The organism is Nocardia carnea, assembly GCF_029868325.1.
In the GTDB taxonomy this organism is placed as follows: Bacteria; Actinomycetota; Actinomycetes; order Mycobacteriales; family Mycobacteriaceae; genus Nocardia; species Nocardia carnea_C.
Genome location: NZ_JARWNW010000172.1, coordinates 1 through 26,303 on the forward strand (window position 1 = coordinate 1; position 26,303 = coordinate 26,303).

Annotated in this window: 25 protein-coding genes; 18 read left to right on the top strand and 7 right to left on the bottom strand. The window is 68.5% G+C overall.

Annotation, left to right across the window (positions count from 1 at the left end; genetic code table 11):
• Positions 1 to 40: 40 nt before the first annotated feature.
• The 9 genes from prcB to QH196_RS13610 all read left to right on the top strand — a co-directional run bounded on the left by prcB (position 41) and on the right by QH196_RS13610 (position 10,950).
• Positions 41 to 853: a proteasome subunit beta gene (prcB, locus tag QH196_RS13570; protein ID WP_432279487.1), complete on the top strand. Its 813-nt coding sequence runs from the start codon at positions 41 to 43 to the stop codon at positions 851 to 853.
• On the top strand, positions 850 to 1,587 hold the full coding sequence (prcA, locus tag QH196_RS13575; RefSeq protein ID WP_280416138.1) for a proteasome subunit alpha: 738 nt from the start codon (positions 850 to 852) through the stop codon (positions 1,585 to 1,587). Before prcB ends, prcA begins: the two co-directional genes overlap by 4 nt.
• A gap of 420 nt (positions 1,588 to 2,007) precedes the next feature.
• Positions 2,008 to 3,366, top strand: coding sequence for a Pup--protein ligase (gene pafA / locus QH196_RS13580; protein ID WP_280416139.1), 1,359 nt, complete (start codon positions 2,008 to 2,010; stop codon positions 3,364 to 3,366).
• Between the two features lie 167 nt (positions 3,367 to 3,533).
• Complete coding sequence (locus QH196_RS13585; protein WP_280416140.1) at positions 3,534 to 4,529, top strand: helix-turn-helix transcriptional regulator; 996 nt, start codon at positions 3,534 to 3,536, stop codon at positions 4,527 to 4,529.
• Positions 4,526 to 5,494 (top strand): helix-turn-helix transcriptional regulator, encoded by a 969-nt coding sequence (locus QH196_RS13590; RefSeq protein ID WP_280416141.1) that lies wholly within the window; start codon positions 4,526 to 4,528, stop codon positions 5,492 to 5,494. The genes QH196_RS13585 and QH196_RS13590 overlap by 4 nt, the downstream gene beginning before the upstream one ends.
• A 164-nt stretch (positions 5,495 to 5,658) precedes the next feature.
• Positions 5,659 to 5,913, top strand: a complete 255-nt coding sequence (tatA, locus tag QH196_RS13595; protein ID WP_280416142.1) for a Sec-independent protein translocase subunit TatA — start codon at positions 5,659 to 5,661, stop codon at positions 5,911 to 5,913.
• 167 nt (positions 5,914 to 6,080) lie between these two features.
• Positions 6,081 to 7,049 carry a twin-arginine translocase subunit TatC gene (gene tatC, locus QH196_RS13600; protein ID WP_280416143.1) on the top strand — a complete coding sequence of 323 codons (969 nt, stop codon included), beginning with the start codon at positions 6,081 to 6,083 and terminating at the stop codon, positions 7,047 to 7,049.
• Between the two features lie 78 nt (positions 7,050 to 7,127).
• Positions 7,128 to 9,827 (top strand): DEAD/DEAH box helicase, encoded by a 2,700-nt coding sequence (locus tag QH196_RS13605; RefSeq protein ID WP_280416144.1) that lies wholly within the window; start codon positions 7,128 to 7,130, stop codon positions 9,825 to 9,827.
• A gap of 286 nt (positions 9,828 to 10,113) precedes the next feature.
• Positions 10,114 to 10,950, top strand: a complete 837-nt coding sequence (locus tag QH196_RS13610; protein WP_280416145.1) for a DUF4333 domain-containing protein — start codon at positions 10,114 to 10,116, stop codon at positions 10,948 to 10,950.
• A 502-nt stretch (positions 10,951 to 11,452) separates the two neighbouring features.
• On the opposite strand, the gene QH196_RS13615 is transcribed toward QH196_RS13610, so the two are convergent.
• Positions 11,453 to 12,421, bottom strand: coding sequence for a 5'-3' exonuclease (locus QH196_RS13615; RefSeq protein WP_280416146.1), 969 nt, complete (start codon positions 12,419 to 12,421; stop codon positions 11,453 to 11,455).
• 71 nt (positions 12,422 to 12,492) lie between these two features.
• On the opposite strand from QH196_RS13615, the gene QH196_RS13620 reads away from it, so the two are divergent.
• A complete protein-coding gene (locus tag QH196_RS13620) occupies positions 12,493 to 13,626 on the top strand; it encodes a M24 family metallopeptidase (RefSeq protein WP_280416147.1) in 1,134 nt (377 codons plus the stop codon).
• Between the two features lie 463 nt (positions 13,627 to 14,089).
• Here the strand turns inward: QH196_RS13620 and QH196_RS13625 are convergent, their stop codons facing one another.
• Positions 14,090 to 14,494 (bottom strand): pyridoxamine 5'-phosphate oxidase family protein, encoded by a 405-nt coding sequence (locus QH196_RS13625; RefSeq protein ID WP_280416148.1) that lies wholly within the window; start codon positions 14,492 to 14,494, stop codon positions 14,090 to 14,092.
• Between the two features lie 83 nt (positions 14,495 to 14,577).
• On the opposite strand from QH196_RS13625, the gene QH196_RS13630 reads away from it, so the two are divergent.
• The 4 genes from QH196_RS13630 to QH196_RS13645 all read left to right on the top strand — a co-directional run bounded on the left by QH196_RS13630 (position 14,578) and on the right by QH196_RS13645 (position 17,735).
• The gene (locus QH196_RS13630; RefSeq protein WP_280416149.1) at positions 14,578 to 15,342 is read left to right on the top strand and encodes an SDR family NAD(P)-dependent oxidoreductase; all 765 of its coding nucleotides are present in this window, start codon (positions 14,578 to 14,580) and stop codon (positions 15,340 to 15,342) included.
• Between the two features lie 61 nt (positions 15,343 to 15,403).
• The gene (cbiE, locus tag QH196_RS13635; RefSeq protein ID WP_280416150.1) at positions 15,404 to 16,651 is read left to right on the top strand and encodes a precorrin-6y C5,15-methyltransferase (decarboxylating) subunit CbiE; all 1,248 of its coding nucleotides are present in this window, start codon (positions 15,404 to 15,406) and stop codon (positions 16,649 to 16,651) included.
• Between the two features lie 112 nt (positions 16,652 to 16,763).
• Positions 16,764 to 16,892: a hypothetical protein gene (locus QH196_RS13640; protein WP_280416151.1), complete on the top strand. Its 129-nt coding sequence runs from the start codon at positions 16,764 to 16,766 to the stop codon at positions 16,890 to 16,892.
• Positions 16,893 to 17,078: 186 nt separating this feature from the next.
• Positions 17,079 to 17,735 carry a cobalt-precorrin-6A reductase gene (locus tag QH196_RS13645; protein ID WP_280416152.1) on the top strand — a complete coding sequence of 219 codons (657 nt, stop codon included), beginning with the start codon at positions 17,079 to 17,081 and terminating at the stop codon, positions 17,733 to 17,735.
• A 64-nt stretch (positions 17,736 to 17,799) separates the two neighbouring features.
• Here the strand turns inward: QH196_RS13645 and QH196_RS13650 are convergent, their stop codons facing one another.
• The 3 genes from QH196_RS13650 to QH196_RS13660 are packed head-to-tail and all read right to left on the bottom strand — an operon-like array spanning position 17,800 to position 20,756.
• Positions 17,800 to 18,330, bottom strand: coding sequence for a PadR family transcriptional regulator (locus QH196_RS13650; protein ID WP_280416153.1), 531 nt, complete (start codon positions 18,328 to 18,330; stop codon positions 17,800 to 17,802).
• Positions 18,331 to 18,384: 54 nt separating this feature from the next.
• Positions 18,385 to 20,124, bottom strand: coding sequence for a precorrin-2 C(20)-methyltransferase (locus tag QH196_RS13655; RefSeq protein WP_280416154.1), 1,740 nt, complete (start codon positions 20,122 to 20,124; stop codon positions 18,385 to 18,387).
• Positions 20,121 to 20,756, bottom strand: a complete 636-nt coding sequence (locus QH196_RS13660) for a precorrin-8X methylmutase (RefSeq protein WP_280416155.1) — start codon at positions 20,754 to 20,756, stop codon at positions 20,121 to 20,123. Before QH196_RS13660 ends, QH196_RS13655 begins: the two co-directional genes overlap by 4 nt.
• Before the next feature lie 300 nt (positions 20,757 to 21,056).
• On the opposite strand from QH196_RS13660, the gene QH196_RS13665 reads away from it, so the two are divergent.
• From QH196_RS13665 to QH196_RS13675, 3 genes are all read left to right on the top strand, one after another.
• Positions 21,057 to 21,713, top strand: coding sequence for a CatB-related O-acetyltransferase (locus tag QH196_RS13665; protein WP_280416156.1), 657 nt, complete (start codon positions 21,057 to 21,059; stop codon positions 21,711 to 21,713).
• A 112-nt stretch (positions 21,714 to 21,825) separates the two neighbouring features.
• On the top strand, positions 21,826 to 22,437 hold the full coding sequence (locus QH196_RS13670) for a lipocalin family protein (RefSeq protein WP_280416157.1): 612 nt from the start codon (positions 21,826 to 21,828) through the stop codon (positions 22,435 to 22,437).
• A gap of 182 nt (positions 22,438 to 22,619) precedes the next feature.
• Positions 22,620 to 23,045 carry a nitroreductase family deazaflavin-dependent oxidoreductase gene (locus QH196_RS13675; RefSeq protein ID WP_280416158.1) on the top strand — a complete coding sequence of 142 codons (426 nt, stop codon included), beginning with the start codon at positions 22,620 to 22,622 and terminating at the stop codon, positions 23,043 to 23,045.
• 19 nt (positions 23,046 to 23,064) lie between these two features.
• On the opposite strand, the gene QH196_RS13680 is transcribed toward QH196_RS13675, so the two are convergent.
• Complete coding sequence (locus QH196_RS13680) at positions 23,065 to 24,192, bottom strand: NDMA-dependent alcohol dehydrogenase (RefSeq protein ID WP_280416159.1); 1,128 nt, start codon at positions 24,190 to 24,192, stop codon at positions 23,065 to 23,067.
• Between the two features lie 232 nt (positions 24,193 to 24,424).
• On the opposite strand from QH196_RS13680, the gene QH196_RS13685 reads away from it, so the two are divergent.
• The gene (locus QH196_RS13685) at positions 24,425 to 25,399 is read left to right on the top strand and encodes an oxygenase MpaB family protein (protein WP_280416160.1); all 975 of its coding nucleotides are present in this window, start codon (positions 24,425 to 24,427) and stop codon (positions 25,397 to 25,399) included.
• Between the two features lie 81 nt (positions 25,400 to 25,480).
• Here the strand turns inward: QH196_RS13685 and QH196_RS13690 are convergent.
• Positions 25,481 to 26,303 (bottom strand): precorrin-3B synthase (locus QH196_RS13690; RefSeq protein WP_280416161.1); only part of this gene is annotated, 823 nt, incomplete at its 5' end.

Genomic DNA, 26,303 nt, shown 5'->3' on the forward strand with positions numbered 1-26,303 from the left:
CCCCCCTGGTGGGCCCCCCCCCTTAAAAAAATACCCACATATCCCCCCCCCCCCCGCCCCTCGCCGGCCCCCCCAAAATCCCCCCCCCCGCGGCCCCCCCCCCCCCCCCGCCCCCCCCCGGCCCCCCGGTGCCGCGGGAGATATCGCACCGCACGGTACGACCGTGGTCGCGGTGTCCTACCGCGGCGGTGTGCTGATCGCCGGCGACCGGCGCTCCACCCAGGGCAACCTGCTGGCCGGCCGTGATGTGGAGAAAGTCCACATCACCGATACCTTCTCGGCGACCGGTATCGCCGGAACCGTGGGTATGGCCATCGAACTGGTGCGGTTGTTCGCGGTGGAACTCGAACACTACGAGAAGATCGAGGGCGTTTCGCTCACCTTCGACGGCAAGGCCAACAAGCTGTCGAAGATGGTGCGCGACAACCTCCCGGCGGCTATGCAGGGTCTGGCCGTGGTGCCGCTGCTGGTCGGTTACGACCCGCAGGCCACGGATCCGGACCGGGCCGGGCGCATCGTCTCCTACGACGTGGTCGGCGGGCGCAGCGAGGAGCGGTTCGGTTTCACCGCCGTCGGCTCCGGTTCGATGTTCGCCAGGACATCGTTGAAGAAGCTGTACGCCAAGGGAATCGACGCCGATCGAGCTTTGCGGATCGCGGTCGAATCCCTCGTCGACGCCTCGGACGACGATACCGCCACCGGCGGTCCCGATCTGCTGCGCGGTATCTATCCGACGGCGATCCTCATCGATGAGGAGGGGGCGGTCGAGGTGACCGAATCCCGGCTCGAAGAGATCGCCCGCGGTATCGCCGCCGACCGCCAGGCCGCCGAAGAAGGGAGCGCACGGGCATGACCATGCCGCTGTATGCGTCCGCCGAGCAGATCATGCGCGACAAGACCGAGCTCGCGCGTAAAGGGATCGGCCGGGGCCGCAGTGTTGTCGTGCTCTCCTACGCCGAAGGTGTGGTGTTCGTTGCGGAGAACCCGTCGGCCACCCTGCACAAGGTGAGCGAACTCTACGACCGCACCGGGTTCGCGGCGGTCGGTAAGTACAACGAATTCGAGAGCCTGCGCCGCGGCGGCATCCTGCAGGCCGATCTGCGGGGCTACCAGTACGACCGGCGCGATGTCACCGGCCGGGCACTGGCCAATGCCTACGCGCAAACTCTCGGGTCGATCTTCACCGACCAGCTCAAACCCTTCGAGGTGGAGATCTGCGTCGCCGAGGTGAGCTACCCCGGGCAGGAACCGGAATCGGTGCTCTACCGCATCACCTTCGACGGCTCGATCGTCGACGAACGCGACTATGTGGTGATGGGCGGTACGACCGAACCCATCGTCACCGCTCTGAAGGAGTCTTACCGGCCGGGCCTGGACCTGTCGGGCGCGATCCGGGTCGCGGTCGAGGCCCTGCAGGTTACCGAGGGGCCGGACAAGGAGAAGCGGACGCTCGGGGTCGACTCCCTCGAGGTGGCCACCCTGGAACACGCCCGGCCGCGGCGGGCGTTCCGCAGGATCAGCAAGGCCGCGCTCGAACGACTGCTCGCCCCGTCGGGTGACGGGGAGCAGGAAAACAGCGAAAAATAGCCGTTGGGCCACGTCACCGAGACGCATCGGACCTGGATGCGGCCCGGCGGCGTGGCCTGCGCGGTGCCCGGGGCCCACGCACTCTGCCGAGCCGAGCCCCTATGCGCCCACGGCGGCGCCGAGAGGCTCCTCAGGCACCCGAGGCGGTCACTGCCCCGAAATCACATCACCGGTACAAGCGAGTTCAGCGAGCCCTGACAGGCCGATACCAAACCCTTGGCGCAGCCGGCGGTGGCCGTAGAGTTCGGCACACCCCCGGCGCAACCAGCGGGCGCCGAGTTCAGCGAGGCCCTTGAAGGACCAAGGGGGGGCCAGAACCTGCGGCGCCGCAGGCGCCGCCGAAAAACACAAACACCTCCAAAATCATTACGTTTTTCGCACTCACCCGCAGGAATCATTCCGCGCTGTAACCTCGATAGTGTGCAGCGACGAATCTTGGGGATCGAGACCGAATTCGGTGTGACGTGCACCTTCCACGGACACCGCAGGCTCAGTCCCGACGAGGTGGCCCGGTATCTGTTCCGCCGGGTGGTGTCATGGGGGCGTAGTTCCAATGTGTTCCTCCGGAACGGCGCGCGGCTCTACCTCGATGTCGGTTCGCATCCGGAGTACGCCACCGCCGAATGCGACAGCCTGGTCCAGTTGGTGACCCATGACCGGGCCGGGGAGCGGGTGCTGGAGGAACTGCTCATCGATGCCGAGCAGCGCCTCGCGGAGGAGGGTATCGGCGGCGATATCTACCTGTTCAAGAACAACACCGATTCGGCCGGCAACTCTTACGGTTGCCATGAGAACTTCCTGGTCGTGCGGGCCGGTGAGTTCTCCCGGATCTCCGATGTGCTGCTGCCGTTCCTGGTGACCCGGCAGTTGATCTGCGGCGCCGGGAAGGTGTTGCAGACCCCGAAGGCGGCCACGTACTGCCTATCGCAGCGGGCCGAGCACATCTGGGAGGGGGTCTCCTCGGCGACCACTCGGTCGCGGCCGATCATCAACACCCGGGACGAGCCGCATGCCGATGCCGAGAAGTACCGGCGCCTGCATGTGATCGTGGGCGATTCGAATATGGCCGAGACCACCACCATGCTGAAGGTCGGTACGGCGGCGCTGGTGCTGGAGATGATCGAGGCCGGTGTGTCGTTCCGCGATTTCGCGCTCGATAATCCGATTCGCGCCATCCGTGAGGTCAGCCACGATCTGACCGGTCGCCGGCCGGTGCGGCTGGCCGGTGGGCGGCAGGCCAGCGCGCTCGATATCCAGCGCGAGTACTACGCCCGCGCCGTGGAGCATCTGCGCAACCGGGAGCGGGATCCGCAGGTCGATCAGGTCGTGGATCTGTGGGGGCGGACCTTGGATGCGGTGGAGTCCCAGGATTTCGCCAAGGTCGATACCGAGATCGACTGGGTGATCAAACGGAAGCTGTTCCAGCGTTACCAGGAGCGGTACGGGATGGAGTTGTCCGACCCGAAGATCGCCCAGCTGGACCTGGCCTACCACGACATCAAACGCGGCCGCGGCGTGTTCGATCTGCTGCAGCGCAAGGGCCTGGCGAAACGGATCACCGAGGACGAGGCGGTCGATGCCGCCGTGGACACCCCACCGCAGACCACCCGCGCCAAACTCCGCGGCGATTTCATCACCGCCGCTCAGGCTGCGGGCCGCGATTTCACGGTTGATTGGGTGCACCTGAAGCTGAACGATCAAGCCCAGCGCACCGTGCTGTGCAAGGACCCGTTCCGCTCGGTCGACGAACGAGTGGACCGCCTCATTGCGTCGATGTGATCGACGGGCCGGCCTGCGTGGTCGCAGGGCCTCCTGAGCTCGGCGCGGTCGGGGGCCCGGTCGGTTCGGTGCGGAGCTGACCACCGCTGCGTCGCCGGTCCGGCGGCTGGGCACGTTTGTCGGCGTGCGCCGACGCGACGCGGCAGCACTCCATTACTCTGTGTCGGGTGGCGATATCCAAGGTCGAGCGCCTGATGAATCTGGTCATCGCGCTACTGTCGACCCGGCAGTTCCTGACTGCGGAGCGGATCCGGGAGAGTGTCGCGGGGTACGAGGAGTGCGCCAGCGACGAGGCGTTCAGCCGGATGTTCGAGCGGGACAAGAACGAGCTCCGTGATCTGGGCATCCCGTTGGAGGTGGGCGCCTCGGGCCGGTTCTCGACGGTGGAGGGGTACCGGATCAACCGGGATGCGTATGAGCTACCCGATATCGATCTGAGCAGTGAGGAATCGGCGGCGGTGGCGGTGGCGCTGCAGATGTGGGAGTCCCCGGAGCTGGCGTCGGCGGCGGCCGGTGCGCTGCTGAAATTGCGGGCCGCCGGGATCCATGTGGAAACCGATACCGCGTTCGCCGCGATTCCCGCGGTGCCGGCGCGGACCCGGGGGTCCGAACCGGTGCTGGGCAAGTTGCTCGCGGCCATCGACGCCGGTCAGGCGGTGCGGTTCGAGCATCGCGGGGCCAGTAACGCGCCGTATCTGATGCGTGATGTCGAACCGTGGGGTGTGGTCACCCTGCGGGGTCGCTGGTATCTGGTGGGGCACGACCGGGATCGTGACGCGGTACGAACCTTCCGGTTGTCCCGTATCGGCGAGGAGATCACCCCGTACGGGCCGCGTAACGCGGTGAAGGCGCCGGCCGGAACCGATCTGCGGGGGATCGTCGCGCAGGTCACCGGAACCGCGCCGGTCACGGGTTCCGCGACGATCTGGGTGGCGCAGGGGCGCGGCCGGGATCTGCGCCGGATCGGTGAGGTCGTCGGCAATCGCAGCGTCGGTGGCCGTCCGGGCAGTGTGCTGGAGGTGCCGATCCGCTCGCAGCATTGGCTGGCCCGCCTGATCACCGGCCTTGGTCCGGACGCGCTGGTGCTGGAACCCGCCGACCTGCGTGCGGATGTGATCGCGCGTTTGCGTTCGGTATTCGATCGGACCGAGGTGGCGCTATGAGTACCCGGTTGTCGGCGCGGCTTTCGCGCCTGCTGAACATGGTGCCGTATTTCGTGGCCAACCCCGGTATCAGTGCCGCGGAGGCGGCCGCGGATCTGGGGGTCACCACCAAACAGCTCATGGCGGATCTGAATCAGCTGTGGATGTGCGGTCTGCCCGGCTATGGGCCCGGCGATCTGATCGATCTGTCGTTCTCCGAGGAGAGTGTGCAGGTCACCTTCACCGCCGGTATCGAGCGTCCGCTGCGCCTGACATCCATCGAGGCCACCGCGGTGCTGGTGGCGCTGCGGTCGATCGTCGATCTGCCCGGGATGGTGGATCCGACCGCGGCCCATGCGGCGATCGCGAAACTCGAGGCGGCGATCTCCGGGGGCGCGCCGGCCGCGACCTCGGTCGGGCCGCCCGAGGAGGCCCCGGCGGTCACCACCGTGCGTTCCGCGGTCGCGGCGGGCCGCGCACTGCGGCTCGAGTACTACTCGGCCAGCCGGGACGTGGTGTCCACGCGGGTGGTGGATCCCATCCGTATCGTCGCGGTGGACGACAACAGCTATCTGCAGGGCTGGTGCCGGGAAGCGGAGGGTGTGCGCCTGTTCCGGTTCGATCGGATCGAATCGGCGGCGCAACTCGCCGAACCGTCGCAGCCGCCGCAGGAGGCGCGAGCCACCGATGCGGGTCTGGACCTGTTCCAGGACGATCCGGCCGTCCCGCTGGCCCGGTTGCTGATCGCTCCCGATTACGGCTGGGTGCTGGATCAGTATCCGATGCACCGGATGGCGGTGCACCCGGACGGGAGCCTGGAGGCGACGATGCGGTTCGCCACGCTGGACTGGATGGCGCGGCTCGTCCTCGGGTTCGGTTCCGGGGTGACGGTGCTGAGCCCGCCCGAACTGGTGGCGGCGGTCCGGGACCGCTCCGAGGCCGCACTGGCGGCATATCACGGCGCCGGACTGGACGAACCGGCCTGAAGCGGCCTGCTCCGCGCCGCCCGCGCGGGTGCCGCGGAAGCGGCGCGCCGGTGAACAACGGTTGACAACGGCTGTGACATGGTCATGAGTGCCCCCGCTCCGGTTCGGTGCCGGCATTACGGCAGGTAGCATCAGAGAGACCACAGTCTTGGGAGGTTTCCACAATGGGCTCTATGAGCATCTGGCACTGGGTGATCGTCGCGGCGGTGTTCTTGGTGTTCTTCGGCGCGAAGCGGATGCCCGAGGCGGCTCGCGGGCTCGGCCGGTCGCTGCGGATCTTCAAGAGCGAGGTGAGCGAGATGCACAACGACAGCAAGTCTGCGAGCACCGGTGTCGCCACCCCCGCTCCGGAACTGCCTTCGGGCCGGGACACGAACGCGTCGGCCACCGAGACCCGGAGCGAGTCGAAAACGCTCTGAGGCCCGTCGGCGTGGGCCCGGGCTCGCCCCGGGCCCGGCTGCGACGGCTGTCCACCCGGCGCTGCCGACCGGGCACGTATTCCCACCCCGCGCAGGTGAGCGGCGGGGTGGGTACAGTGCCGCAGGCCGAGCGGAGCGAGGCACGCTGATACGAGGCATCCACACATATGCGAATTCCGTTCGACCCCCGGCGCAGCAAACGGCGCACGAATCCCGACGGCACGATGTCGCTGGTCGAGCATCTCCGGGAGCTGCGCACCCGGCTGCTGATCTCTATCGCGGCCATCCTCGTCACCACGGTCCTGGGTTTCCTGTGGTACGCGAATTCGTTTCTCGGGATGGACAGCCTCGGCGAGATCCTGCGCGGCCCGTACTGCGATCTGCCCGATTCGGCGCGGGCCGCATTATCCCCGGACGGGGAGTGCCGGCTGCTGGCTACCGGGCCGTTCGAGCAGTTCATGCTGCGGTTGAAGGTCGGTATGACGGCCGGGGTGGTGCTGGCCTGCCCGGTCTGGCTGTATCAGCTGTGGGCGTTCATCACGCCGGGGCTGTACCCGAAGGAACGTAAATACGGGATCGGCTTCGTGGCCTCGGGGTCGGTGCTGTTCGTGGTCGGCGCGGTCCTGGCCTACTGGGTGATCGCGCACGCCCTGAGCTTCCTGCTCAGCATCGGCGACAATGTGCAGATCACCGCGTTGAGCGGTACCCAGTACTTCGGCTTCATCATCCAGCTGCTGATCATCTTCGGGGTCAGTTTCGAAACGCCGCTGCTCATCGTCGGCCTCAACCTGATCGGGGTCCTCACCTACGAGCGGTTGAAGGCGTGGCGCCGCGGCATCATCTTCGGCTTGTTCGTCTTCGCGGCCATCGTCACGCCGCAGGACCCGTTCTCGATGCTCGCCCTGGCCTTGGCACTGACCGTGCTGTTCGAGGTCGCGGTGCAGTTCGCGCGGGTCAACGACAAGCGGCGGGCCAAACGCGCCGAACAGGAGCTGGGCACCCTCGACGACGAGCAGGCATCGCGGATCGCGGCGCCCTCCCCGGTCGACCCGGCGGCCCCGGTCACCGCGGCGGACCCGGTACGAGCCCCCGGCCCGGCCAAGGATTCGGCACCGGACTATTCGGACACACTCTGAGCCGCCCGGCGCGCCGGAGAAGACCAGCGGATTTTATCGGCGCGACCGGTGTCGTAATCCTCCATTAGTCTCGGACACGTGACACCGAACGCGTCGCTGACCGCCGAACTGTCCCGGTTCGCCGCCGAGCTGACATTCGAGCTGGACCCGTTTCAGCGCCAAGCCTGTACCGCCCTGGAAAACGGCCACGGGGTGCTGGTGTGCGCGCCCACCGGGGCCGGGAAAACCGTGGTCGGGGAATTCGCGGTCCATCTGGCGCTGGCCTCCGGCGGTAAATGTTTCTACACCACGCCCATCAAGGCATTGTCGAACCAGAAGTTCGCCGATCTGACCGAACGGTACGGCCGGGGCCGGGTGGGGCTGCTCACCGGCGATCAGTCCATCAACCCCGACGCGCAGGTGGTCGTGATGACCACCGAGGTACTGCGCAATATGATCTACGCGTCGTCGGACGCCCTGCGTGCGCTGTCGTATGTGGTGATGGACGAGGTGCACTACCTGGCCGACCGGTTCCGCGGCGCGGTCTGGGAAGAAGTGATCCTGCACCTGCCGGCCGAGGTGCGGCTGGTGAGCCTGTCGGCGACGGTATCCAATGCCGAGGAGTTCGGCGCCTGGATGGAAACCGTGCGCGGCGATACCGCGGTCGTCGTGGACGAGACCCGGCCGGTGCCGCTGTGGCAGCACGTGATGGTCGGCCGCCGGATGTTCGACCTGTTCGACAGCGAATCCTCCGATCAACGCGTTCTCGTCGATTCCGATCTGGTCCGCTACATCAAACAGCGTGAGGCCGCCGACCGGATGGAAGGCTGGGGCGGACCCCGCGGCCGAGGCGGCCCGCGCCGGTTCTTCCGCCCGATGCCCCGGCCCGATGTGCTGGCCCGGCTCGACGAGGAAGGTTTGCTCCCCGCCATCACCTTCATCTTCAGCCGGGCCGGATGCGACGGTGCGCTGGCACAGTGCCTGCGGTCGGGGCTGAACCTGAGTGGCGCGGCCGACCCGGAAGTCGTGGACGCGATCATCGATAAACACACCGGCGAGCTGCCGCGCGCGGATCTGGAAGTGCTCGGTTACTGGGAATGGCGTGAGGCGCTGCACCGGGGGCTGGCCGCGCACCACGCCGGGATGCTGCCCGCATTCCGGCATACGGTCGAGGAGTTGTTCGTCAAGGGGCTGGTGCGGGCCGTGTTCGCCACGGAAACCCTGGCCTTGGGGATCAATATGCCCGCGCGCACCGTCGTGCTGGAGCGGCTGGTCAAATTCAACGGCGAAACGCATGCCGAGCTCACACCGGGGGAGTACACCCAGCTCACCGGACGCGCGGGCCGCCGCGGTATCGACGTCGAGGGGCATGCGGTGGTGCTCTGGCAACCCGAGGTCGATACCAGTGCGGTCGCCGGGCTGGCCTCCACCCGCACCTATCCGCTGCGCAGTTCCTTCAAACCCGGCTACAACATGTCGATCAACCTGATCGACCGGCTGGGGTCCGATGAGGCGCGGATGCTGCTGGAGCGGTCGTTCGCGCAGTTCCAGGCCGATCGTTCGGTGGTCGGCCTGGTGCGCGGTATCGAGCGCAACGTTGGCCAGCTCCGCAAACTCGCCGCGCAGCTCGGCGGGGAGGAGGGGGATTTCCTCGAATACTTCGGCCTGCGGGAACGGATCAAACAGCGGGAACGGCAGCTGAACCAGCAGACCCGCAGCGACCGGCGTACCGCCGGGGTCGCGGCACTGACCGAATTACGGCGCGGCGATGTGGTCGCCATCGGCGCCGGCCGCCGCGCCGGTCTGGCGGTGATCCTGGAACCCGATGCCACACCGGGCGATCCGCGTCCGCTGGTGCTCACCGAGGACAAATGGGCGGGACGGGTATCGGTCGCCGATTTCCCGGTGCCCGCCGAACCGCTGGGCCGGATGCGGTTACCGCGCCGGGTCGACCATCGCACGGCCCGCACCCGCCGCGATCTGGCGTCGGCGTTGCGCAGTACCGGGATCACCGCGCCCAGCCGCGGCCGCCGCGATAAGCGCGCCCGCGGTGCGGACGATCCGGAACTGGCGACATTGCGGCGCGCCCTGCGCGCCCACCCCGCGCATTCGCGGCCCGATCGCGAACAGCTGGCCCGGGTAGGGGAGCGCTACAACCGGGTGCGCCGGGAAACCGAGGCCATGCGGCAGAAGGTCGCGGCGACCACGAATTCGCTGGCGCGCACCTTCGACCGGATCGTCGGCCTGCTGGAGGAGCGCGGATTCGTGCACGACGGCGAGGTCACCGCGGATGGGCGGCGGCTGGCCCGGATCTACGCCGAAAGCGATCTGCTGGTGGCCGAATGTCTGCGCCAGGGGCTGTGGCGCGGTCTGGGGCCGGCCGAACTGGCGGCCGTCGTCTCCATTCTGGTTTTCGAATCCCGTAGCGAGGGTGGCTATCTCGGGGCGGCGGGACCGACGGCACCGATCCGCCGGGCGGTGGCCGATACCATCGCCCAGTGGTCGCGGCTGCGTACGGACGAATCCGAGCACCGGCTCGCGCCGACCCGGGAACCCGATCTCGGTTTCGTCGACGGAATCTACAAATGGGCCCGCGGCGATGCCCTCGTGGACGCCATGCTGGCCGGTGGGGATCAGGGCACGCCGTTATCGGCCGGCGATTTCGTGCGCTGGTGCCGCCAGGTGATCGATCTGCTCGACCAGATCCACAGCACCGCAGACGATACCGAGGTCGCGGCCACCGCGGCCAAGGCCGTACGGGCGATCCGGCGCGGTGTCGTCGCCGTGGACGCGGCATGAGCGGGTCAGGCCCGGAGGCGGTAGCGGAGCGTAACCACGCAGGGCCCTCGGTCATGCCCGTGGATACAGCATGAGCGGGTCAGGCCCGGAGGCGGTATGGGTCACGCCCGTAGGCGGTAGTGCGATACCTCCGCCTGCGCTGCGGCCTCCGCATCCGGATGCGAGAGGCAATCGTCGGCCTCGCTCATGCCACAGTAGAAACAGCGTGAGACCATCGATTGTGATTTGATTTCAACCGCACGCGGGGGGCTACCGTGTGTTTGACGATGCGAGTGGAGGCAACCAGATGAGTGGGCCGTACGGACCGAACGACGCCCCGGGACCCGGGGAGGGACGTAACGATCCCACCCAGGTCTGGGGCGGGCAGCAGCCGCCCGGCGCAGTGCCGCAGTGGGGGAACCAGCCACCCGCACAGCCCCCGAACGATCCACAGCAGGCGCAGGCCACCCAGCAATGGGGCAGTGGTGACCAGAGCGGTCAGCAGTGGCAGCCGCAGCCGCAGCAGTGGAGTCAGCCGCAACCCCAGCCGCAGCAGCCCCAGCCGTGGAGCGATCCGACGCAGCAGCAGTGGGGTCAGCAGCCGCCGCCACAGCAGTGGGGTGATCCGAATCAGCCGCAGCAACCCCAGCAGGCGCAGCAGCAGTGGGGTGACCCGAATCAGCCGCAGCAGCAGCCGCAGCAGTGGGGCGACCCGAATCAGCAGCAACAGCAGCAGTGGGGGCAGCAGCCGCAGCCGCAGGCCCAATCCGGGCAATGGGGGCAGCCGGGCCAGCAGCAGTGGGGTGCGCAGCAGCAGCCCACCGGCGGGGGCGGTAAGAAAACCGGCATGATCGTCGGGCTCGTGCTGCTCGGTGTGGTGGTTGTGGCCGGTGTGGTGGTCGCGATCCTGATGCTGACCGCCAAGGACGAACTCGATCAGGCCGCGGTGCAGACCGGGGTGGCGAAGGTGCTCGAGGAGTCCTACGGGATCGAGGACGTCAAGGATGTCCGATGCCCGGCGGGACAGGAGGTCGCGGTGGACGCGACGTTCACCTGTGATCTGAAGGTCGGCGGCGAGGACAAGACCGTGAATATCAAGATCACCAAGGAAGACGGGACCTACGAGGTCGGCCGGCCGAGCTGATCGTCTGCGGTTGCGGCGCCGCGGTTTTCGGCCCGTCCCTGCTGGTGGCATTCGACCCTTGCGGCTTCGCTGCATGGTGTCGAGCGCTGACAGCAGGGACGGGCCGAACTCTTTCCGGCCTTGCCGACCCCGTGCCGTCGGTTCACAAGCAGACCATCTCCATATGACGATATGTGCATCTAACGGGATGTCGGCTCAGGAAACGGACCAGAGCGAACTGCCAGTACCGAGACGAGGTCCGCGGGGCCGCTGGAATACAGCACCAGCCTTGCTCTTCCGCGCATCGTGAACGCGGTGGCACTCCGGTGGGTTCGGTGGGTCGTGCTCCAGATGTGCTCGCAAACTGTCGTGATCGGCTCGATTTCCGCAGGCTCGCGGTCGATCTCGACACGGGGTATCGCGGAACGGCTGCGGGCCGCGGAGACGTGGTCCCCGTACCGATCGGCGGATTCTGCGCCCGGCCAGGGCACCGGACCTTTCCCGGCGCCCGGTAGTGGGCCGGTCAGGCGCACGCGGCGAGGGCCGCGATCAAGCGTTTGACGGGGCTTTCGGCGTTGTAGGTGGTGGCCAGTTCCTGCAGCGCCGCCGCGTCGGCCGGGATGGGGTGGAGGATATCGGGGCGGGACAGGATCACATCCGCGTCGCGGACCACCCGTACCACCGGGGCGGCGGCGTCCAGATAGTCGGCGGCGGCGCGGAGTTTGGCGCGGATACCCTGGGCGAGTTCGGCTCCGGGATCGTCCACGGCGGCGCGTAACGCCTCGAGTGAACCGAACCGGCTGATCAGGGTGGCGGCGGTTTTCTCGCCGATTCCCGGCGCACCGGGCAGTCCATCGGACGAGTCACCACGCAAGGTGGCCATATCGGCATAGGCGGGGCCGGCGTTCTCCAGCGGGACGCCGTATTTGGCCGCCAGCTCGGCTGGGCCGAAGAGTTCGGCCTTGGCCAGCCCGCGACCGGCATAGAGCACCCGGACCGGCGGTGCGGGTGTATCGCGTACGAGTTGCAGCAGATCGCGGTCGCCGCTGACCACGATCACCGGATCGGTGCGTTCGGTGGAGGCCAGGGTGCCGAGCACATCATCGGCCTCGAGGCCGGCCGCGCCGCCGGTGGCTATACCGGCGGCTGCCAGTACCTCCAGAATCATCTCGACCTGCGGTGTCAACCGGTCAGGTACCACTTCGGCGCCCGGTTCGGCGCCGGCGGAGGTATCCACGCGGTGCGTTTTGTAGGTCGGCACCAGATCCACCCGGAACTGCGGACGCCAATCCAGATCCAGGCAGACCACCAGGCGAGCCGGGCGATGCCGGGCGATGAGAGCGGCCACCATATCGGTGAATCCGCGCAAGGCGTTCACCGATCTGCCGTCCGGTGCGGTGATCTTGTCCGGGATGGCGTGGAAGGCCCGGAACCACAGACTCGCTCCGTCCAGCAGCAGCAGTGGACGCGGTGCGGATTCGGTCGTAATCACCTGCCGGAATCTACCGGGCCCCACCGACTGATCCGGTGTACCGCTCCCGGACACCGGGTAAGTTCGAGATCATGAGCGCGCACACGGAGTCACGGTTCGCGGCGGAAATCTACGAGCAGCGGCTGGAGCGGGCGGTACAGCTGATCCGCGAAGCGCATCTGGACGCGCTGCTCATCACTCCCGGCCCGGACCTGCGGTATCTCATCGGATCGTCCGCGCAATCGTTCGAGCGGCTCACCTGCCTGGTGATCACCTCCGATAAGGCAACACCCTCGGTGGTCGTGCCGAAACTGGAGGTCGCCGGGCTGCAGGAGTCCGCGGTGGACGAGCTGGGACTGCGGGTCCTCGACTGGGTGGACGGTGTGAACCCCTACGACCTGGTGCAGTCGGCACTGCATATCGGGTCGCGGGTGGCGGTCGCCGATGCCATGCCCGCGCTGCATCTGCTGCCGCTGGCGCACAGTTTCAGCGGATTGCCCGTTTCGGCGACCCCGGTGCTGCGGGAACTGCGCATGATCAAGGACGACGCCGAGATCGAGGCGTTGCGCCGCGCCGGTGCCGCCATCGACCGCGTCCATGCCCGGATGGGTGAATTCCTGCAGGTGGGGCGCACCGAGGCCGAGGTCGGGAAGGACATCACCGACGCGATCGTGGCCGAGGGACATACCGGCGCCGAATTCGTCATCGTCGGCAGCGGGCCCAACGGCGCCATACCGCACCACGAGGTGTCGGACCGGCGAATCGAGGCCGGTGATGTGGTGGTCATCGATATCGGCGGTCCGGTGGAACCGGGCTACTACTCCGATTCCACCCGCACCTACGTCCTCGGCGAACCGGATCCCGAGATCGCCGCCCGCTGCGCCGAACTGGAACGGGCGCAGGCGGCTGCCGTCGCTGCTGTACGTCCGGGGGTGCGGGCCGCGGCGGTGGATGCGGCGGCCCGCGAACCGCTGGAGGCCGCCGGGCTCGGTGCGGCGTTCGTCCACCGTACCGGGCACGGGATCGGCCTGTCGGTGCACGAGGAGCCCTATATCGTCGCGGGCAACGATATAGAGCTGCGCCCCGGTATGGCCTTCAGTATCGAACCGGGGATCTATTTCCCCGGTGCATGGGGCGCCCGGATCGAGGACATCGTGGTGGTCACCGAGGACGGTTGCGTCCCGATGAACCAGCAGCCGCACGGCCTCACCGTCCTGCCGGCCTGACGAGCCACCCCGAGCGGAGGCTACGGCCGGGCACATTGCGGCAGGCGGCCGTCAGAACAGTCCTTCCGGACTGCGGCGGCGCGGGCCAACGCATCCGCCGACACGGTGACGCTGCGTTCCGTCATCTGACCGGCCGCCGGCTCAGCGGTATTGTCTGGATGTACTCGTCGGCCAGCCCGGGCACGGGCGTCGCACGTGGTCGGGTGACACACTGCCGATGCGTCGGTCGCGGTCCGGGGCCGGCTGGGTCCAGTCGTCGGACTCGGAGTTGCGCACTGGCTTGCGGCGTTTGCCGAGTTCGATGCCGTGGTGTGCCCTGTTACCCCCTCCCGGGACGCGTCGACGAGGTCCTCGATGCCCCGCCGGTGGCCGTCCGCCGGAGCGCTCCTATGAGGAATCGGCGCGAAACGGCTCGGGAGCAGGGTGCCTCCCCGGCGGGCTGGTTGCCGTCGGGCCGGGTGCTTCAGGCGGTTCGCAGGGCGATCCCGCACAGCACCCGGCGGACCTCGATCGCGAGCACTACACGGGCCGGGTTGTCCCGCGGGGTGCGGTAACGCTCGGCATAGCGGCGTTCGGCTTCCCGGACCTGCGCCGGTTCGTCCAGAACCGTGGCCGGACCCTCCAGGGTGAGCCAGCGCCGGCCGTCGACCTGGCCGACCGAGGCGTAACCCGACCGCCGTACGTTGCGGGCCTTCACCGAGCTGCCGTTGGTGATCACGCGGACCAGCCCGGCGGCACCGTCCCAGGTGAAGCCCACCGGCACCACATGCGGGGTGCCGTCCGCCCGCAGGGTGGTGAGGGTGGCCAGATGCCGTTCGGTGAGGAACTCGACGGCGGCGGGAGACAATTCGACGGTATGGGTTGCCATACCAGGACCGTAGCGGGTGACATGGACCGGACTCGGGTCTCCCGGTGCGGGTTGTGACCCGCCGCGGATGACAGACTGAGCGCATGGTTGTGCGTCGTAGACGAGGGATCGACCCGGGCACGGTGCTGGTGCTGGGCGGACGCAGCGAAATCGGTCTGCAGGTGGCGTTGCGGCTGGCTCCCGGCCGGGCCGTGGTCCTGGCCGCGCGGCGGTGCGAGGAATTGCACACCGAAACGGCGGCGCTCACCGCGGCCGGTGCGACGGCGGTTCATCCGGTCGAATTCGATGCCGCCGACACCGCGAGCCATCCGGCTCTGCTGGCCAAGATCGTCGCCGATTACGGCCCGGTCGGTGTCGCGGTCCTGGCGTTCGGTGTACTGGGTGATCAGGCCCTGGCCGAGGCGGACCCGGGCCACGCGCTGGCCGTGGTGCATACCGATTACACCGCCCAGCTCAGCGTCCTCACCGTGCTGGCCAACGAGTTCCGCGCCCAGGGCAGCGGACATCTCGTCGTATTCGGTTCGGTGGCGGGGGTGCGGGTCCGGCGGGCGAATTACGTCTACGGGTCGGCCAAGGCCGGGCTGGACGGTTTCGCCAGCGGTCTGGCCGATGCACTGCACGGTAGCGGGGTGCATCTGTTGCTCGCCCGCCCAGGTTTTGTGATCGGCCGGATGACCGAGGGGATGAGTCCGGCGCCGTTCTCCAGCACACCCGACCAGGTCGCCGACGCGGTGGTGGGTGCGCTGGGCCGCCGGGCGGGCCAGGTGTGGATACCCGGGATTCTGCGCCCCGTATTTTTCGGAATGCGCCTGCTGCCCCAGGCGGTCTGGCGGCGGTTGCCGCGGTGAGGACGTGCACCGGCCGGTGGCAGCCGGGTGGCATTGCCGGAGCAACTCCGGGAGGCGCGGTATGAACGCCGCCCCGGCGACGCGGTGGGGCGGGCCATGTATTCCCGTGGTCGGTATCGGCGCCGACGGCTGGGCGGGGCTCTCGGAGACGTCGCGCGAGGCGTTGCGGGAATGTACGGTGCTGCTGGGTTCGGACCGGCAGCTCGCCTTGCTGCCGGCCGAGATCACCGCCGACCGGCAGCCTTGGCCCTCGCCGCTGGTTCCCGCGCTACCGGGTCTGCTGGCGGATCTGCGCGGTACCCGGCTCGGGATACTCGCCAGTGGGGACCCGATGTTCTACGGCATCGGCACGACGCTGGCGCGGTTGCTCGGCCCCGAATCGCTGCGGGTGCTGCCCCAGCCGTCGTCGGCCTCGCTGGCCTGCGCCCGGCTCGGCTGGCCGCTTCCCGAGGTCGGCATCGTGAGCGCGGTCGGCCGGCCGGTCCAGGGGGTGCTTCCGGAACTGATCGACGGCCGGCGTGTCCTCGTCCTCAGCGCGGACGCCGGGACTCCCGCCGAGATCGTGGAACTGTTGCGTTTCCACGGATTCGGGCCCTCCCGTGTGACGGTGCTGGAGCAATTGGGTGGCCCGGCCGAACGGATCGTCTCCGGCCTGGCCGCGGACTGGCAGGAAGTCCCCGGCGACCCCCTCAATATTGTCGCGATAGCGGTGACCGGCGAACCCGGACATCCGCGTCGCACCCGGCAGCCGGGGCTGCCCGATTCCGCGTATACCGGCGACGGTCAGCTCACCAAATCGGAGATCCGAGCAGTGACCCTCGCTGCGCTCGCGCCGGGTCCGGGAGAGATCCTATGGGATATCGGCGGCGGGTCCGGCAGTATCGCCATCGAATGGTGCCGCACGCATCCGTCCTGCCGGGCGGTGACATTCGAAATCCTGGACCGGCGCCGCGAGCAGATCGGCGAGAATGCCCGCGCGCTGGGCGTTCCCGATATCGAGGTGCGCGGTGAGGCGGTGGCCGAGCTCACCGGTGATGCGGTACCGGGCGTGCCCGACGCGATCTTCCTCGGGGGCGGTCTCACCACGCCGCAACTGTTCGAGCGATGCTGGTCACGGCTACCCGCGGGTGGGCGGCTCGTGGCCAATGCGGTCACCGCGGAATCGGAAGCACTGCTGATCTCGTGGACCGGGGAGTACGGCGGGGAGTTGCGCCGGTTCCAGATCTACCGCGGCGAGCCGTTGGGCCGTTTCACGACCTGGCGCCCGCAGCTACCGGTGACACAGTGGTCGGTCGTGAAAGGGCGATAGGCCGTTGGTGGTGACTGCGCCGCTCGCCTGGGCGGATCGGACAGCGGGAGTAATGTCGGTGGGCGTTCCGAGCGTGGGGCACCGGGCTCGCGCGCAACGTCGGAGAACACGAGTGAGATACACGAGATTCCACGCCACCATCGACGAGGACAGCAGCCGGGTGCCCCTCACCCCGCCGGCCACCTCCGTGGCGGGTGCGCCGGCGCAGGCCCAATTCGCCGGTGCCCAGCAGTGGTTCTGAGAATCCTGCTACTGGGCGGCACCGGGGAGGCCCGGGAACTGGCCCACGCCATGGCCGGGGGGGGGGGGGGGGGGGGGGGGGGGGGGCTGGCCGCGGGGGGGGGCGGCCCGGCGCCCGCCCCTCGCCGGGGGGGGCGTGCTTGCCCGTCGGTCGGCCCCCCCCCCCCCCGGTCGCGTATCCGACCCGGTGCGTCCCGGCGGCACCGTCCGGGTCGGCGGCTTCGGCGGTGTCGAGGGACTGCGGAACTGGTTGACGGACAACGCGATAGACCTGATCGTCGACGCCACCCATCCGTTCGCCGCGACCATGACCGCGCATGCCGCGCGGGCGAGCTCGGAACTCGGCGTGCCCATGATCCGGCTGAACCGCCCGGGCTGGACCGCCGGTCCCGGCGACCACTGGTTGCGAGTGCCGGACCTTGCCGCGGCCGCCCGGGTCTCCGCGGATACCGGCGACCGGATCCTGCTCACCATCGGCCGGCAGGGGGTCGGTGCGTTCGCCGGATACACCCGCCCGTGGTATCTGATCCGCGCCATCGACCCACCCGACGCCGCACTGCCACCCCGCCACGAGATCCTGCTGGCCCGAGGCCCTTTCACTGTGGAGTCGGAAAGCGCGTTGCTGGCGCGACAACGAATCGAGGTGCTTGTCACCAAGGACAGCGGCGGCGCGGCGACCGCGGCCAAACTCGTCGCGGCCCGGGAAGCGGGTATTCCCGTGGTGATGGTCGACCGGCCCCCGGCGCCGCCCGGGCTCATCGAAGTCGGGTCTGTCGGCGCTGCGCGTGAATGGGTGACCGATTATGTTGCCGCGCAAGATAATCGGTCGCACGAGCGCGGATAAGCCCGGTACGTGCCGGAGGCGGCAGGCATGGAACGGCAGGCTGTCGGTGCCGGAAGGGGGATCGCTAGGTCTCGGGGCCCAGGATTTCCGGTAGCCGGTCGAACCACTCCAGAACAGCACGCTCGTAACCGATCCCGAACTCCAAGGTGGCGCGCGCGTAAGGGGGCATCGTCCGCGCCGACTCGGCCCGGTAGTGGTCCAGCCGTTCCTGATGCACCTTTCGACTGTTGTCGATGATGGCGGTCAGATGTGCGCGGTCCAGGTGACCGCCGAAATGCAGAGTGAGCAATAGCGGGAATCGGATGGTCTCCGCACTCGGATCGCGGGAGATCCATTCGGCGAACTCCGCGCGCCCGGCCTCGGTGATCCGATACGGGGTGCGCTCCCGGGCGCCGGTTTCTCCCTTCACCACCAGGCCCGCCGCGTCCATGGTGGCCAATTCCCGGTAGACCTGGCTCTGGGTGATGGTCCAGAAATCGCCGATCCGCTCCTGCGCGAGGGTCACCAGATCCCACCCGGACATCGGTCCCTCGTGCAGGAATCCCAGCAACGAGGCGGCCGTGGAGTTCAATGGCCGCTTCCGATTGCCGTTCACCACGTAACCCCTTCCCAACGTTATTCCATAGTGGAATGCTATCGGATCGGGGTTTCAGCCGTGATATCGCCGTGCGGTGAAAACCCGCGGCGCGTCCTCGCCGCCGACCACGGCAGTGGTGGAGGCGCCGATGATCAGCAGGGTGCGCATATCCACCTCGGCGGGATCGAGCTCGCCGAGCGGCACCACCCGCACCGATTCCTGCGGACCCCCGACATCGCGGCCGAGAACCACCGGGGTCTCCGGCCCGCGGTGCTCGAGCAGGATGTCCTTCATCGCCCCGACCTGCCAGGTGCGTTTACTCGACGCCGGGTTGTAGACCGCGATCGCCATATCGGCGGCGGCGACGGCCGCCAGTCGTCGCGCCACCACCTCCCACGGTTTCAGGCGGTCCGACAGCGAGATGGTCGCGTAATCGTGGCCCAGTGGTGCACCCACCCGGCTGGCCACCGCATTCGCCGCCGTAACGCCCGGCAGTACCCGTACCGGCACCGCCGCCCACTGCGGATCGGCGGATTCCTCGAGCACCGCGGCCGCCATGGCGAACACCCCGGGATCGCCGGAGGACACCACGACCACCCGCCCGCCGCGAGCGGCAAGGTCCAGAGCCATGGCGGCACGTTCGGATTCGACCCGGTTATCGCTGGCGTGACGGCGCTGACCGGGGCGCATCGGGACCCGATCGATGTAGGTGGTGTAGCCGACGAGATCGGTTGCGGCGGCGAGCGCTGCGGTGACCTCCGGGGTGGTCCACGCGGTATCGCCCGGGCCGAGTCCGACCACGACGACTTCACCCGTGCCCGTTTGCGGCGTTCCCGCAGGGCCCGGTGCGGGGCGTGAGTCGTGGGCTTCGGGTGCGGAGCTCGAGCCGAGGCCGGTTGTCGCCGTTGTCCATTCGCCGTCATCGCGTGACGCGGCACGGCGCTTTCCGTCCAGAGCCGGCAGGTCGGGGTCGGTGGCCGGTTCTGGGATCGCGACTCCTGAGCCGGCCGAGCGGAGGCCGTGGGCCGCGTCGGAATCGTCCGAGGATATCGCCCCGGGATGTTTGCCCACGGGCACTACGGTCGTCGGTTCCGGTCCCGGGACGATGGTGATCGCGAAATAGGGAACCTGTGATTCGTCGACATCACCGGCGGCCAGGACTCGTTCACGGCCGGTGCTGGCCCGCTCCACGTAGTAGGCGCGGTCGAGCCGCCCGGAGTCGGCCAGCGCCTTGCGGACGGCCGGGTAGGTGCGGCCGAGTTTCATGATCGCGGCCGCATCGCTGCCGGCGAGCCGGCGCGTGAGTTCGCCGGGTGCCATGGTGCCGGGGAGCACGGTGAGCACCTGTTCGCCCTCCACGAGCGGCGTGCCCAGGGCCGCTGTCGCCGCGCTCACCGAGGTGATACCCGGAATGATCTCCGCCTCGAACCGGTCGGCCAGCCGCCGGTGCATATGCATATAGGAGCTGTAGAACAGCGGATCGCCGGCGGCCAGCAACGCCACGGACCGGCCCGCCGCCAGATGCGCGGCCAGCCGCTCGGCGGCCGCTGCGTAGAACTCGTCGATGGCGCCCTGGTAGCCGCCCGGATGGTCGGTGGTCTCGGTGGTCACCGGATAGATCAGATGCTCCTCGAGCTGACCCGGCCGCATATACGGTTCCGCGATCCCACGCGAGATACTGCGGCCGTGTCGGGCGCTGTGGAACGCGATCACATCGGCTTCGGCGATGATCCGCGCGGCCTTCACCGTCACCAGTTCCGGGTCCCCGGGACCCAGTCCGACACCCCAGAGTTTTCCGGTTCGCACGGTCATTCCTCTTCGCTCGCGATCGCGTTCAGGGCCGAGGCAGTGATCGCGCTACCGCCACGCCGTCCGCGGACCGTCAGATATTCCAGGCCCGTGCTCTCCGTGAGGGCTTCCTTGGATTCGGCGGCGCCGACGAAGCCCACCGGGATGCCCAGTACCGCAGCGGGTGCGGGGCCGCCGGCCGCGACCATGTCCAGCAGGTGGAACAGCGCGGTCGGCGCGTTTCCGATGGCCACCACGGCACCCTCGAGGCGGTCGCGCCACAGTTCCAGCGCGGCCGCCGAGCGGGTGGTGCCGAGCCGGGCCGCGAGATCGGGGACCCGCGGGTCGCGCAGCAGGCACAGCACCTCGTTGTCGGCGGGTAACCGGGTGCGGGTGACGCCCGACGCCACCATATTCGCGTCGCACAGGATGGGCGCGCCGCCCCGGAGCGCATCCCGCGCCGCCGCCACCACACCGGGCGTGAACGCGATATCGCCCGCCAGATCGACCTGGCCGCACCCGTGGATCATCCGCACCACCACCTGCGCGATATCCGCGGGAAACCGATCGAGATCGGCTTCGGAGCGGATGATCGAGAACGATCGGCGATAGATCTCGCCCGCGTCGGTGAGATAGCCGGTGCGTGTGTCGGACATGGGCACACCTTATGCGGGGCCGCACCGGCCGGGCAGGTGCGGGTCGGGCGCCTGAACCGGCGCCCGATGCTCGTACGTCGCAGTCCTGCGTCCTCGGCGCGCAGTGATCGCGGCTGGGAAATACCCCGCAGCAACCCGATCGGGCTCGCCCCCACCGAGTTCGCGGGCGCACCGCGATCGGACCCCGGCCGGACGTGGGTTCGCGGGCCGGATGCGCCGATTACCGGCCGTGCTCCGTAGAGTTGGCACTGTCGGCCGGCGCCCGCGAGACGCCGGCGTCGGTGCGAAAGGGAGGAAGCAGTGGCCGCGCCCGATCCGATGCAGTTGCATCCGTCCACGCGTCCGGACCTGACGAATGTGGTGTTCCTGGCGAATCAGGTCGACTCCCCGTTCATCGAGGTGGGCGCGTTCACCTACTTCGACGACGAGGGCAGCGGGGTGCCGTTCCAGGAAGGCAATGTTCTCTACAACTACGGCCCGCAACGGCTGCTGATCGGCCGGTTCACCGCGATCGCGCCCCGCGTGACCTTCCTGATGCCCGGGGGCAACCATCCCATGGTCGGCCCGTCCACCTACCCGTTCACGATGTTCGGCGGTACTTGGATGGAGAACACCCTCGAGGTTTTCACCGCCATCGATCCGCTGCCCGATACGGTGATCGGCAACGATGTGTGGATCGGCCGGTCGGCCACGATCATGCCCGGGGTGCGGATCGGTGACGGCGCCGTGGTCGCCGCGCATTCGGTGGTGACCAAGGATGTCGAACCGTATGCGATCGTCGCGGGTAATCCCGCCCGCCCCATCCGCACCCGCTTCGCGCCCGACGAGGTCGCGATGCTGCTGCGGGTCCGGTGGTGGGATTGGCCGACCGAGGTGATCACCGAGCATGCGGCCCTCATCATGGGCGGTACTCCGGCCGATCTGCTGGCCGTGGCGGAGTCGCTCGGAACAGTGTGAACCGCGCGGCCCCGGCCGCATTCATTCGCCGACCGACACGAAGCTCCGGCAGGGGCATCGCAGCTCACGGCTCCGTAGGATGGGGCCATCCGCCGATTCACGAGGAGCCACCGTGACCACGTATCGCGTAGTTCGTCGCATTCTCGGCTTCGTCTCCGCATCCGCTGCCGCGGGCGCGCTCATTGCCGGCGCCGCCGTCGCGCAGCCGCCACCCACCGGCCCGGCGCCCGTACCTGCACTGGACCTGGACCGGTATGCCGGTACCTGGAATCAGCTCGCGGCCATTCCGCAGCCTTTCAATGTGGAATGTGCCCGCGACACCCGCGCCGAGTACACGCCGGACCCGCAGGGCAATATCGCGGTGTACAACCGGTGCACCACCTGGACGGGCGGCACCAACGAGATCCGGGGCACCGCAAAGGTCACCGATCCCTTCACGCGGGCGCAACTGCATGTGAGTTTCCCGGATGTGCCCGGTCAGGACGCGAGCGACGGGCCGCCCAACTACATCGTCACCGCACTCGCGCCCGACTACTCCTGGGCGGTGGTCACCGATCCGAGCCGGCTCTCCGGCTTCGTGCTGGCACGCGAGGCGGCGCTGCCGGCCCCGGCCTGGCGGCAGGTGCGCACCGCGATCGAAGCGGCCGGGCAGAGCCCGTGCTTCTACCTCACGTCACCGACCACCGGCGGCATCCCCGATATCGCTCCGCTCTGCCTGCGCTGAGATACCCGACCCGCGGAGGGAAGTTGTGGACCGGCCGGCCAGGAATCCGCTCCGACGCCATGTCGTTCGCGGAAACGGCCGAAGGCGCGTGACGTCGGATACCCGGGCGCGGGCCGGAGTATCCGCGCCACACCTCTGCGGCGCCGGGCGTGGAAGGGTGTCCGACGGCATAATCCCCTGGTATGGCCGACAACTGGAACGCGCAGATCATCGAGGAATTCCGGGCGAACGAAGGCCGCGTCGGCGGCCCTTTCGAGGGGGCACCGATGCTGCTGGTGCATCACCGTGGCCGCAGAAGCGGGCGCGAATCCGTGGCACCGACGATGTACCTGCCCGACGAGCAGAACCCCGCCGACCTCATCTACGTATTCGCCAGTAAGGCCGGTGCTCCCACCAATCCCGACTGGTACTACAACCTCACCGCCGCCGGACAGGCCACGGTGGAGCGCGGTACCGAGACCTATCCGGTCACCGTCACCGAGGTATCGGGTGCGGAACGGGACCGGATCTACGCCGAACAGGCCCGCCGCTACCCGGGTTTCGGCGAATACGAGGAGAAGGCCCGCGGGATCCGTACGATTCCGGTGCTCGCCCTGCGGCGCGCGTAGCGCCCGGCGGGCGCCGTGGTCAGCGGTCGGCGTCGGTGTAGCGGATGACGCCGCGGATATTGCGCCCGGCGAGCATGTCCTGATAGCCCTCGTTGATGTCCTCGAGCCGGTACTGCCGGGTGACCATATCGTCGAGGTTCAGTTTGCCCACCTGGTACATCGACAGCAGATGTGGGATGTCATAGTGCGGGTTGCCGCCGCCGAAGATGGTGCCCTGCAGATTCTTCTGCAGGAGTGAGAGCATGGACAGGTTCAGGGTGGCCTGGTTCTCGGTGAGGCTGCCCATGGCGGTGAGTACGCAGGTGCCCGCCTTGGCGGTGATCCCCATCCAGCTGTCGACGTCCTCGCCGTGCACCTCGCCGACGGTGACGATCACCTTCTTGGCCATACCGCCCCAGGTGATCTCCGCGCACGCGGCGGTGGCCTCCTCGATGGTGGCGTAGGCGTGGGTCGCGCCGAATTTCAGTGCCTGCTCGCGCTTCCACGGCACCGGGTCGACCGCGAAGATGTATCGGGCGCCGGCGTGGACGGCGCCCTGCAACGCCGAAATGCCCACTCCGCCCAGGCCGATGATCGCGACATCGTCGCCGGGCCGGATATCGGCGGTGCGTACCGCCGACCCGTAGCCGGTGGTGACACCACAGCCCACGAGGCAGGCCACCTCGAACGGGATCGATGGATCGCTCTTCACCACCGAGCTCTCGTGCACCACCATGTACGGGGAGAAGGTGCCCAGCAGGGCCATCGGGTAGACGTCCTGGCCACGGGCCTGGATCCGGAACGACCCGTCGGTCACCGAGGTGCCCGCGAGCAGTAGCGCGCCCAGATCGCAGAGGTTGCGCAGCCCCGCCTGACACGACGGGCATTTCCCGCAGGACGGGATGAAGGACAGCACCACGTGATCGCCCACCGCGAGGTCCTCGACTGCCTCGCCGACCTCGATGATCTTGCCGGCGCCCTCGTGCCCGCCGAGGACCGGGAAACCCATCATCGGGATACCGCCGGTGACCAGATGGTGGTCGGAATGGCACATCCCCGCGGCCTCGAGCTGGACTTTGACCTCGTGTTTGCGCGGGTCGCCGATTTCGATCTCCTCGATCTGCCACGGCTGGTTGAATTCCCAGATGAGAGCGCCTTTGGTCTTCATCGTGTACTCGCTTTCTCAGCGCCCCGGGCCCGCCACGCCCCCGGGCGATGGGCTCCGAACTCATATGAACAACTGTATGGACAAGAGTCCGGACAACGATACGACAAAGCGGCTCCGGTGGGGTGGCTATTCGCCGAGTGCGATGTACTCCGGCACCCGAAGGCTCGAGAGGCTGAGATGGTGAACTAACATCCGTCTCATAGCTTCACCTCGGAGAGAAGGAGATCGGACCATGGGTGCTCCGGACACCGCCGTCACGTCCGCCCCGGCCGGCGCGCCGATCGGACCCGGTTCGCTGACCTGGAAATACGCCGGCGACCTGCGGAACATGCTGTTCCTCGGCCGCACCGGCATCCTGCAGAACATGCATCCGGCGGTCGGGGCCGCACTCCAGGACCATTCGAACTTCTTCGCCGACCCCTGGGACCGCCTGATCCGTTCCCTGCCGCAGATCCAGGGCATGATCTACGACGCCGATGCCGAAGCGCAGGCCGGTCGCGTCCGCGACTACCACCGCCCGTTGAAGGGCACCGATTCCCGCGGCGAGCGCTACCACGCGCTGAACCCGGACGTGTACTGGTGGACCCACGCCACGTTCGTCGAACTCACCCTCGCCCTCAACGAGCATTTCGGCACCCCGCTGACCCCTGCGGAGAAGGACCAGTTGATCGCCGAAGGGGTCACCTGGTGGCGGATGTACGGTTTGTCCGACCGGGTACTGGTCTCGAATTACGCCGAGTTCGAGGAGTATTGGAACCGCACCATCGACGAGGTACTGGAATCCAATGCGACCACCGATTTCGCGCTCCGCCTCGGCAGTGTCCGGATCCCCGCCGTGCCCGGTATCCCCGAACCGGTGTGGTCGGTGATCTGGCGGCCGGTCATGGCGTTCAATGTGTGGCTGGCCAATGCGCTCATGCCCGAGCGGGCCCGCGAAATTCTCGACCTGCGCTGGCGCCCGCTCGATCAGAAACTCTTCGGCCTCTTCGCGACAACGGTGCGTACCGTCTGGCCGTTGCTCCCGGAACGCCTGCGCTACGCGCCGCGTGCCTACGCCGGAATCGAGCGGGTTCGCAAGGCCAGAGGTAATTCGAGGGTGCGGACGGGTGCGCGGTGCGGTCGGCAGGAACACCGGGAGGCGCCGCCGGATATACACGGCAGTGCGGTTCCGTCCTATCGAAGAGCATCACCACTGCGCCGGCGTTGATCTCCGCGGGAGGTGACCGGTCTGGGCCGAGGGATCGTTACTGTTCGGCGAGCGATCCTTCCTCCGCAGTCGGAAGCGGTTTCAGTCGATGGGAGAGATGACCCGATAACCGCCCGGGCCGGCCGTTACCTCGGTGATCGGCCCGGCCGGTCGCCCGCAGTGCCGGTCGCAGCCGGACCAGTGTTGCCGCCCGGCCGTGACGACCGCCGCGGCGGGAACAGTATCGCCTTCGGTGGTCCGGGGGGCGGTGGTGCGCCCCGCTTCGACTGCGGCCGTGGCATCCGCGCGGATATCGGTATGCGATTTCGCGCAGCCCGGCCGCCCGGCGCAGGCGGTGATCCGCAGCCACGGTGAGTCGGCGTCGAAGACCAGCCCCATCGGCGCCAGAACCCGGACCACCTGTTCGGCCGGTCCTTCCCCGAGATCGGTGATCACCAGGCTGCGCCACGGAGTGAGCAGGATCGGGCGTTCGATCGCGGCCAGGAATTCGGCGGTGCGGGCAGGCAGGGAACCCAGGCGCACTCCGGCGCCGAGTGCGACCAGTCCGTCGTCCTGCGGGAGCCAGCCGATCGGCGGGCCGGCCACCTCGGGGAGTTCGAGACGTTCGATGCCGGGGGACAGGCCCATCCGGGCGGTGAGTCGTTCGGCGCCGTCCTCGATCTCCTGGAGACGCCACTGGCCGGTCCCGATTTCCAGGAAGCCGTGCGCGGCGGCCAGCAGAGTCTCGACCGCCTGGGCGGCCGGCACCCGGACTCCGCTGTCCCGGCCGGCGAGCACCAGTGCGAAACGATCGTCGCCGAGACCGTGTATCCCGATATCGGGCCGCAGGCTGCTCACATCGCCGCGGCCGTCGTCCACCGTGAACAGCACTCGGCCGGGGAGGCCGGCCAATCGCGGGGCGGCG

Bases quoted from the DNA above. Each gene is read 5' to 3' on its own strand.
- QH196_RS13655 (WP_280416154.1), bottom strand. From the start codon at position 20,124: ATGACCGTGCGAACCGGAAAACTCTGGGGTGTCGGACTGGGTCCCGGG.
- cbiE (WP_280416150.1), top strand. From the start codon at position 15,404: ATGAACGCCGCCCCGGCGACGCGGTGGGGCGGGCCATGTATTCCCGTG.
- QH196_RS13620 (WP_280416147.1), top strand. From the start codon at position 12,493: ATGAGCGCGCACACGGAGTCACGGTTCGCGGCGGAAATCTACGAGCAG.
- QH196_RS13630 (WP_280416149.1), top strand. From the start codon at position 14,578: ATGGTTGTGCGTCGTAGACGAGGGATCGACCCGGGCACGGTGCTGGTG.
- tatA (WP_280416142.1), top strand. From the start codon at position 5,659: ATGGGCTCTATGAGCATCTGGCACTGGGTGATCGTCGCGGCGGTGTTC.
- prcA (WP_280416138.1), top strand. From the start codon at position 850: ATGACCATGCCGCTGTATGCGTCCGCCGAGCAGATCATGCGCGACAAG.
- QH196_RS13675 (WP_280416158.1), top strand. From the start codon at position 22,620: ATGGCCGACAACTGGAACGCGCAGATCATCGAGGAATTCCGGGCGAAC.
- tatC (WP_280416143.1), top strand. From the start codon at position 6,081: ATGCGAATTCCGTTCGACCCCCGGCGCAGCAAACGGCGCACGAATCCC.
- QH196_RS13680 (WP_280416159.1), bottom strand. From the start codon at position 24,192: ATGAAGACCAAAGGCGCTCTCATCTGGGAATTCAACCAGCCGTGGCAG.
- QH196_RS13685 (WP_280416160.1), top strand. From the start codon at position 24,425: ATGGGTGCTCCGGACACCGCCGTCACGTCCGCCCCGGCCGGCGCGCCG.
- QH196_RS13590 (WP_280416141.1), top strand. From the start codon at position 4,526: ATGAGTACCCGGTTGTCGGCGCGGCTTTCGCGCCTGCTGAACATGGTG.
- QH196_RS13660 (WP_280416155.1), bottom strand. From the start codon at position 20,756: ATGTCCGACACACGCACCGGCTATCTCACCGACGCGGGCGAGATCTAT.
- QH196_RS13625 (WP_280416148.1), bottom strand. From the start codon at position 14,494: ATGGCAACCCATACCGTCGAATTGTCTCCCGCCGCCGTCGAGTTCCTC.
- QH196_RS13610 (WP_280416145.1), top strand. From the start codon at position 10,114: ATGAGTGGGCCGTACGGACCGAACGACGCCCCGGGACCCGGGGAGGGA.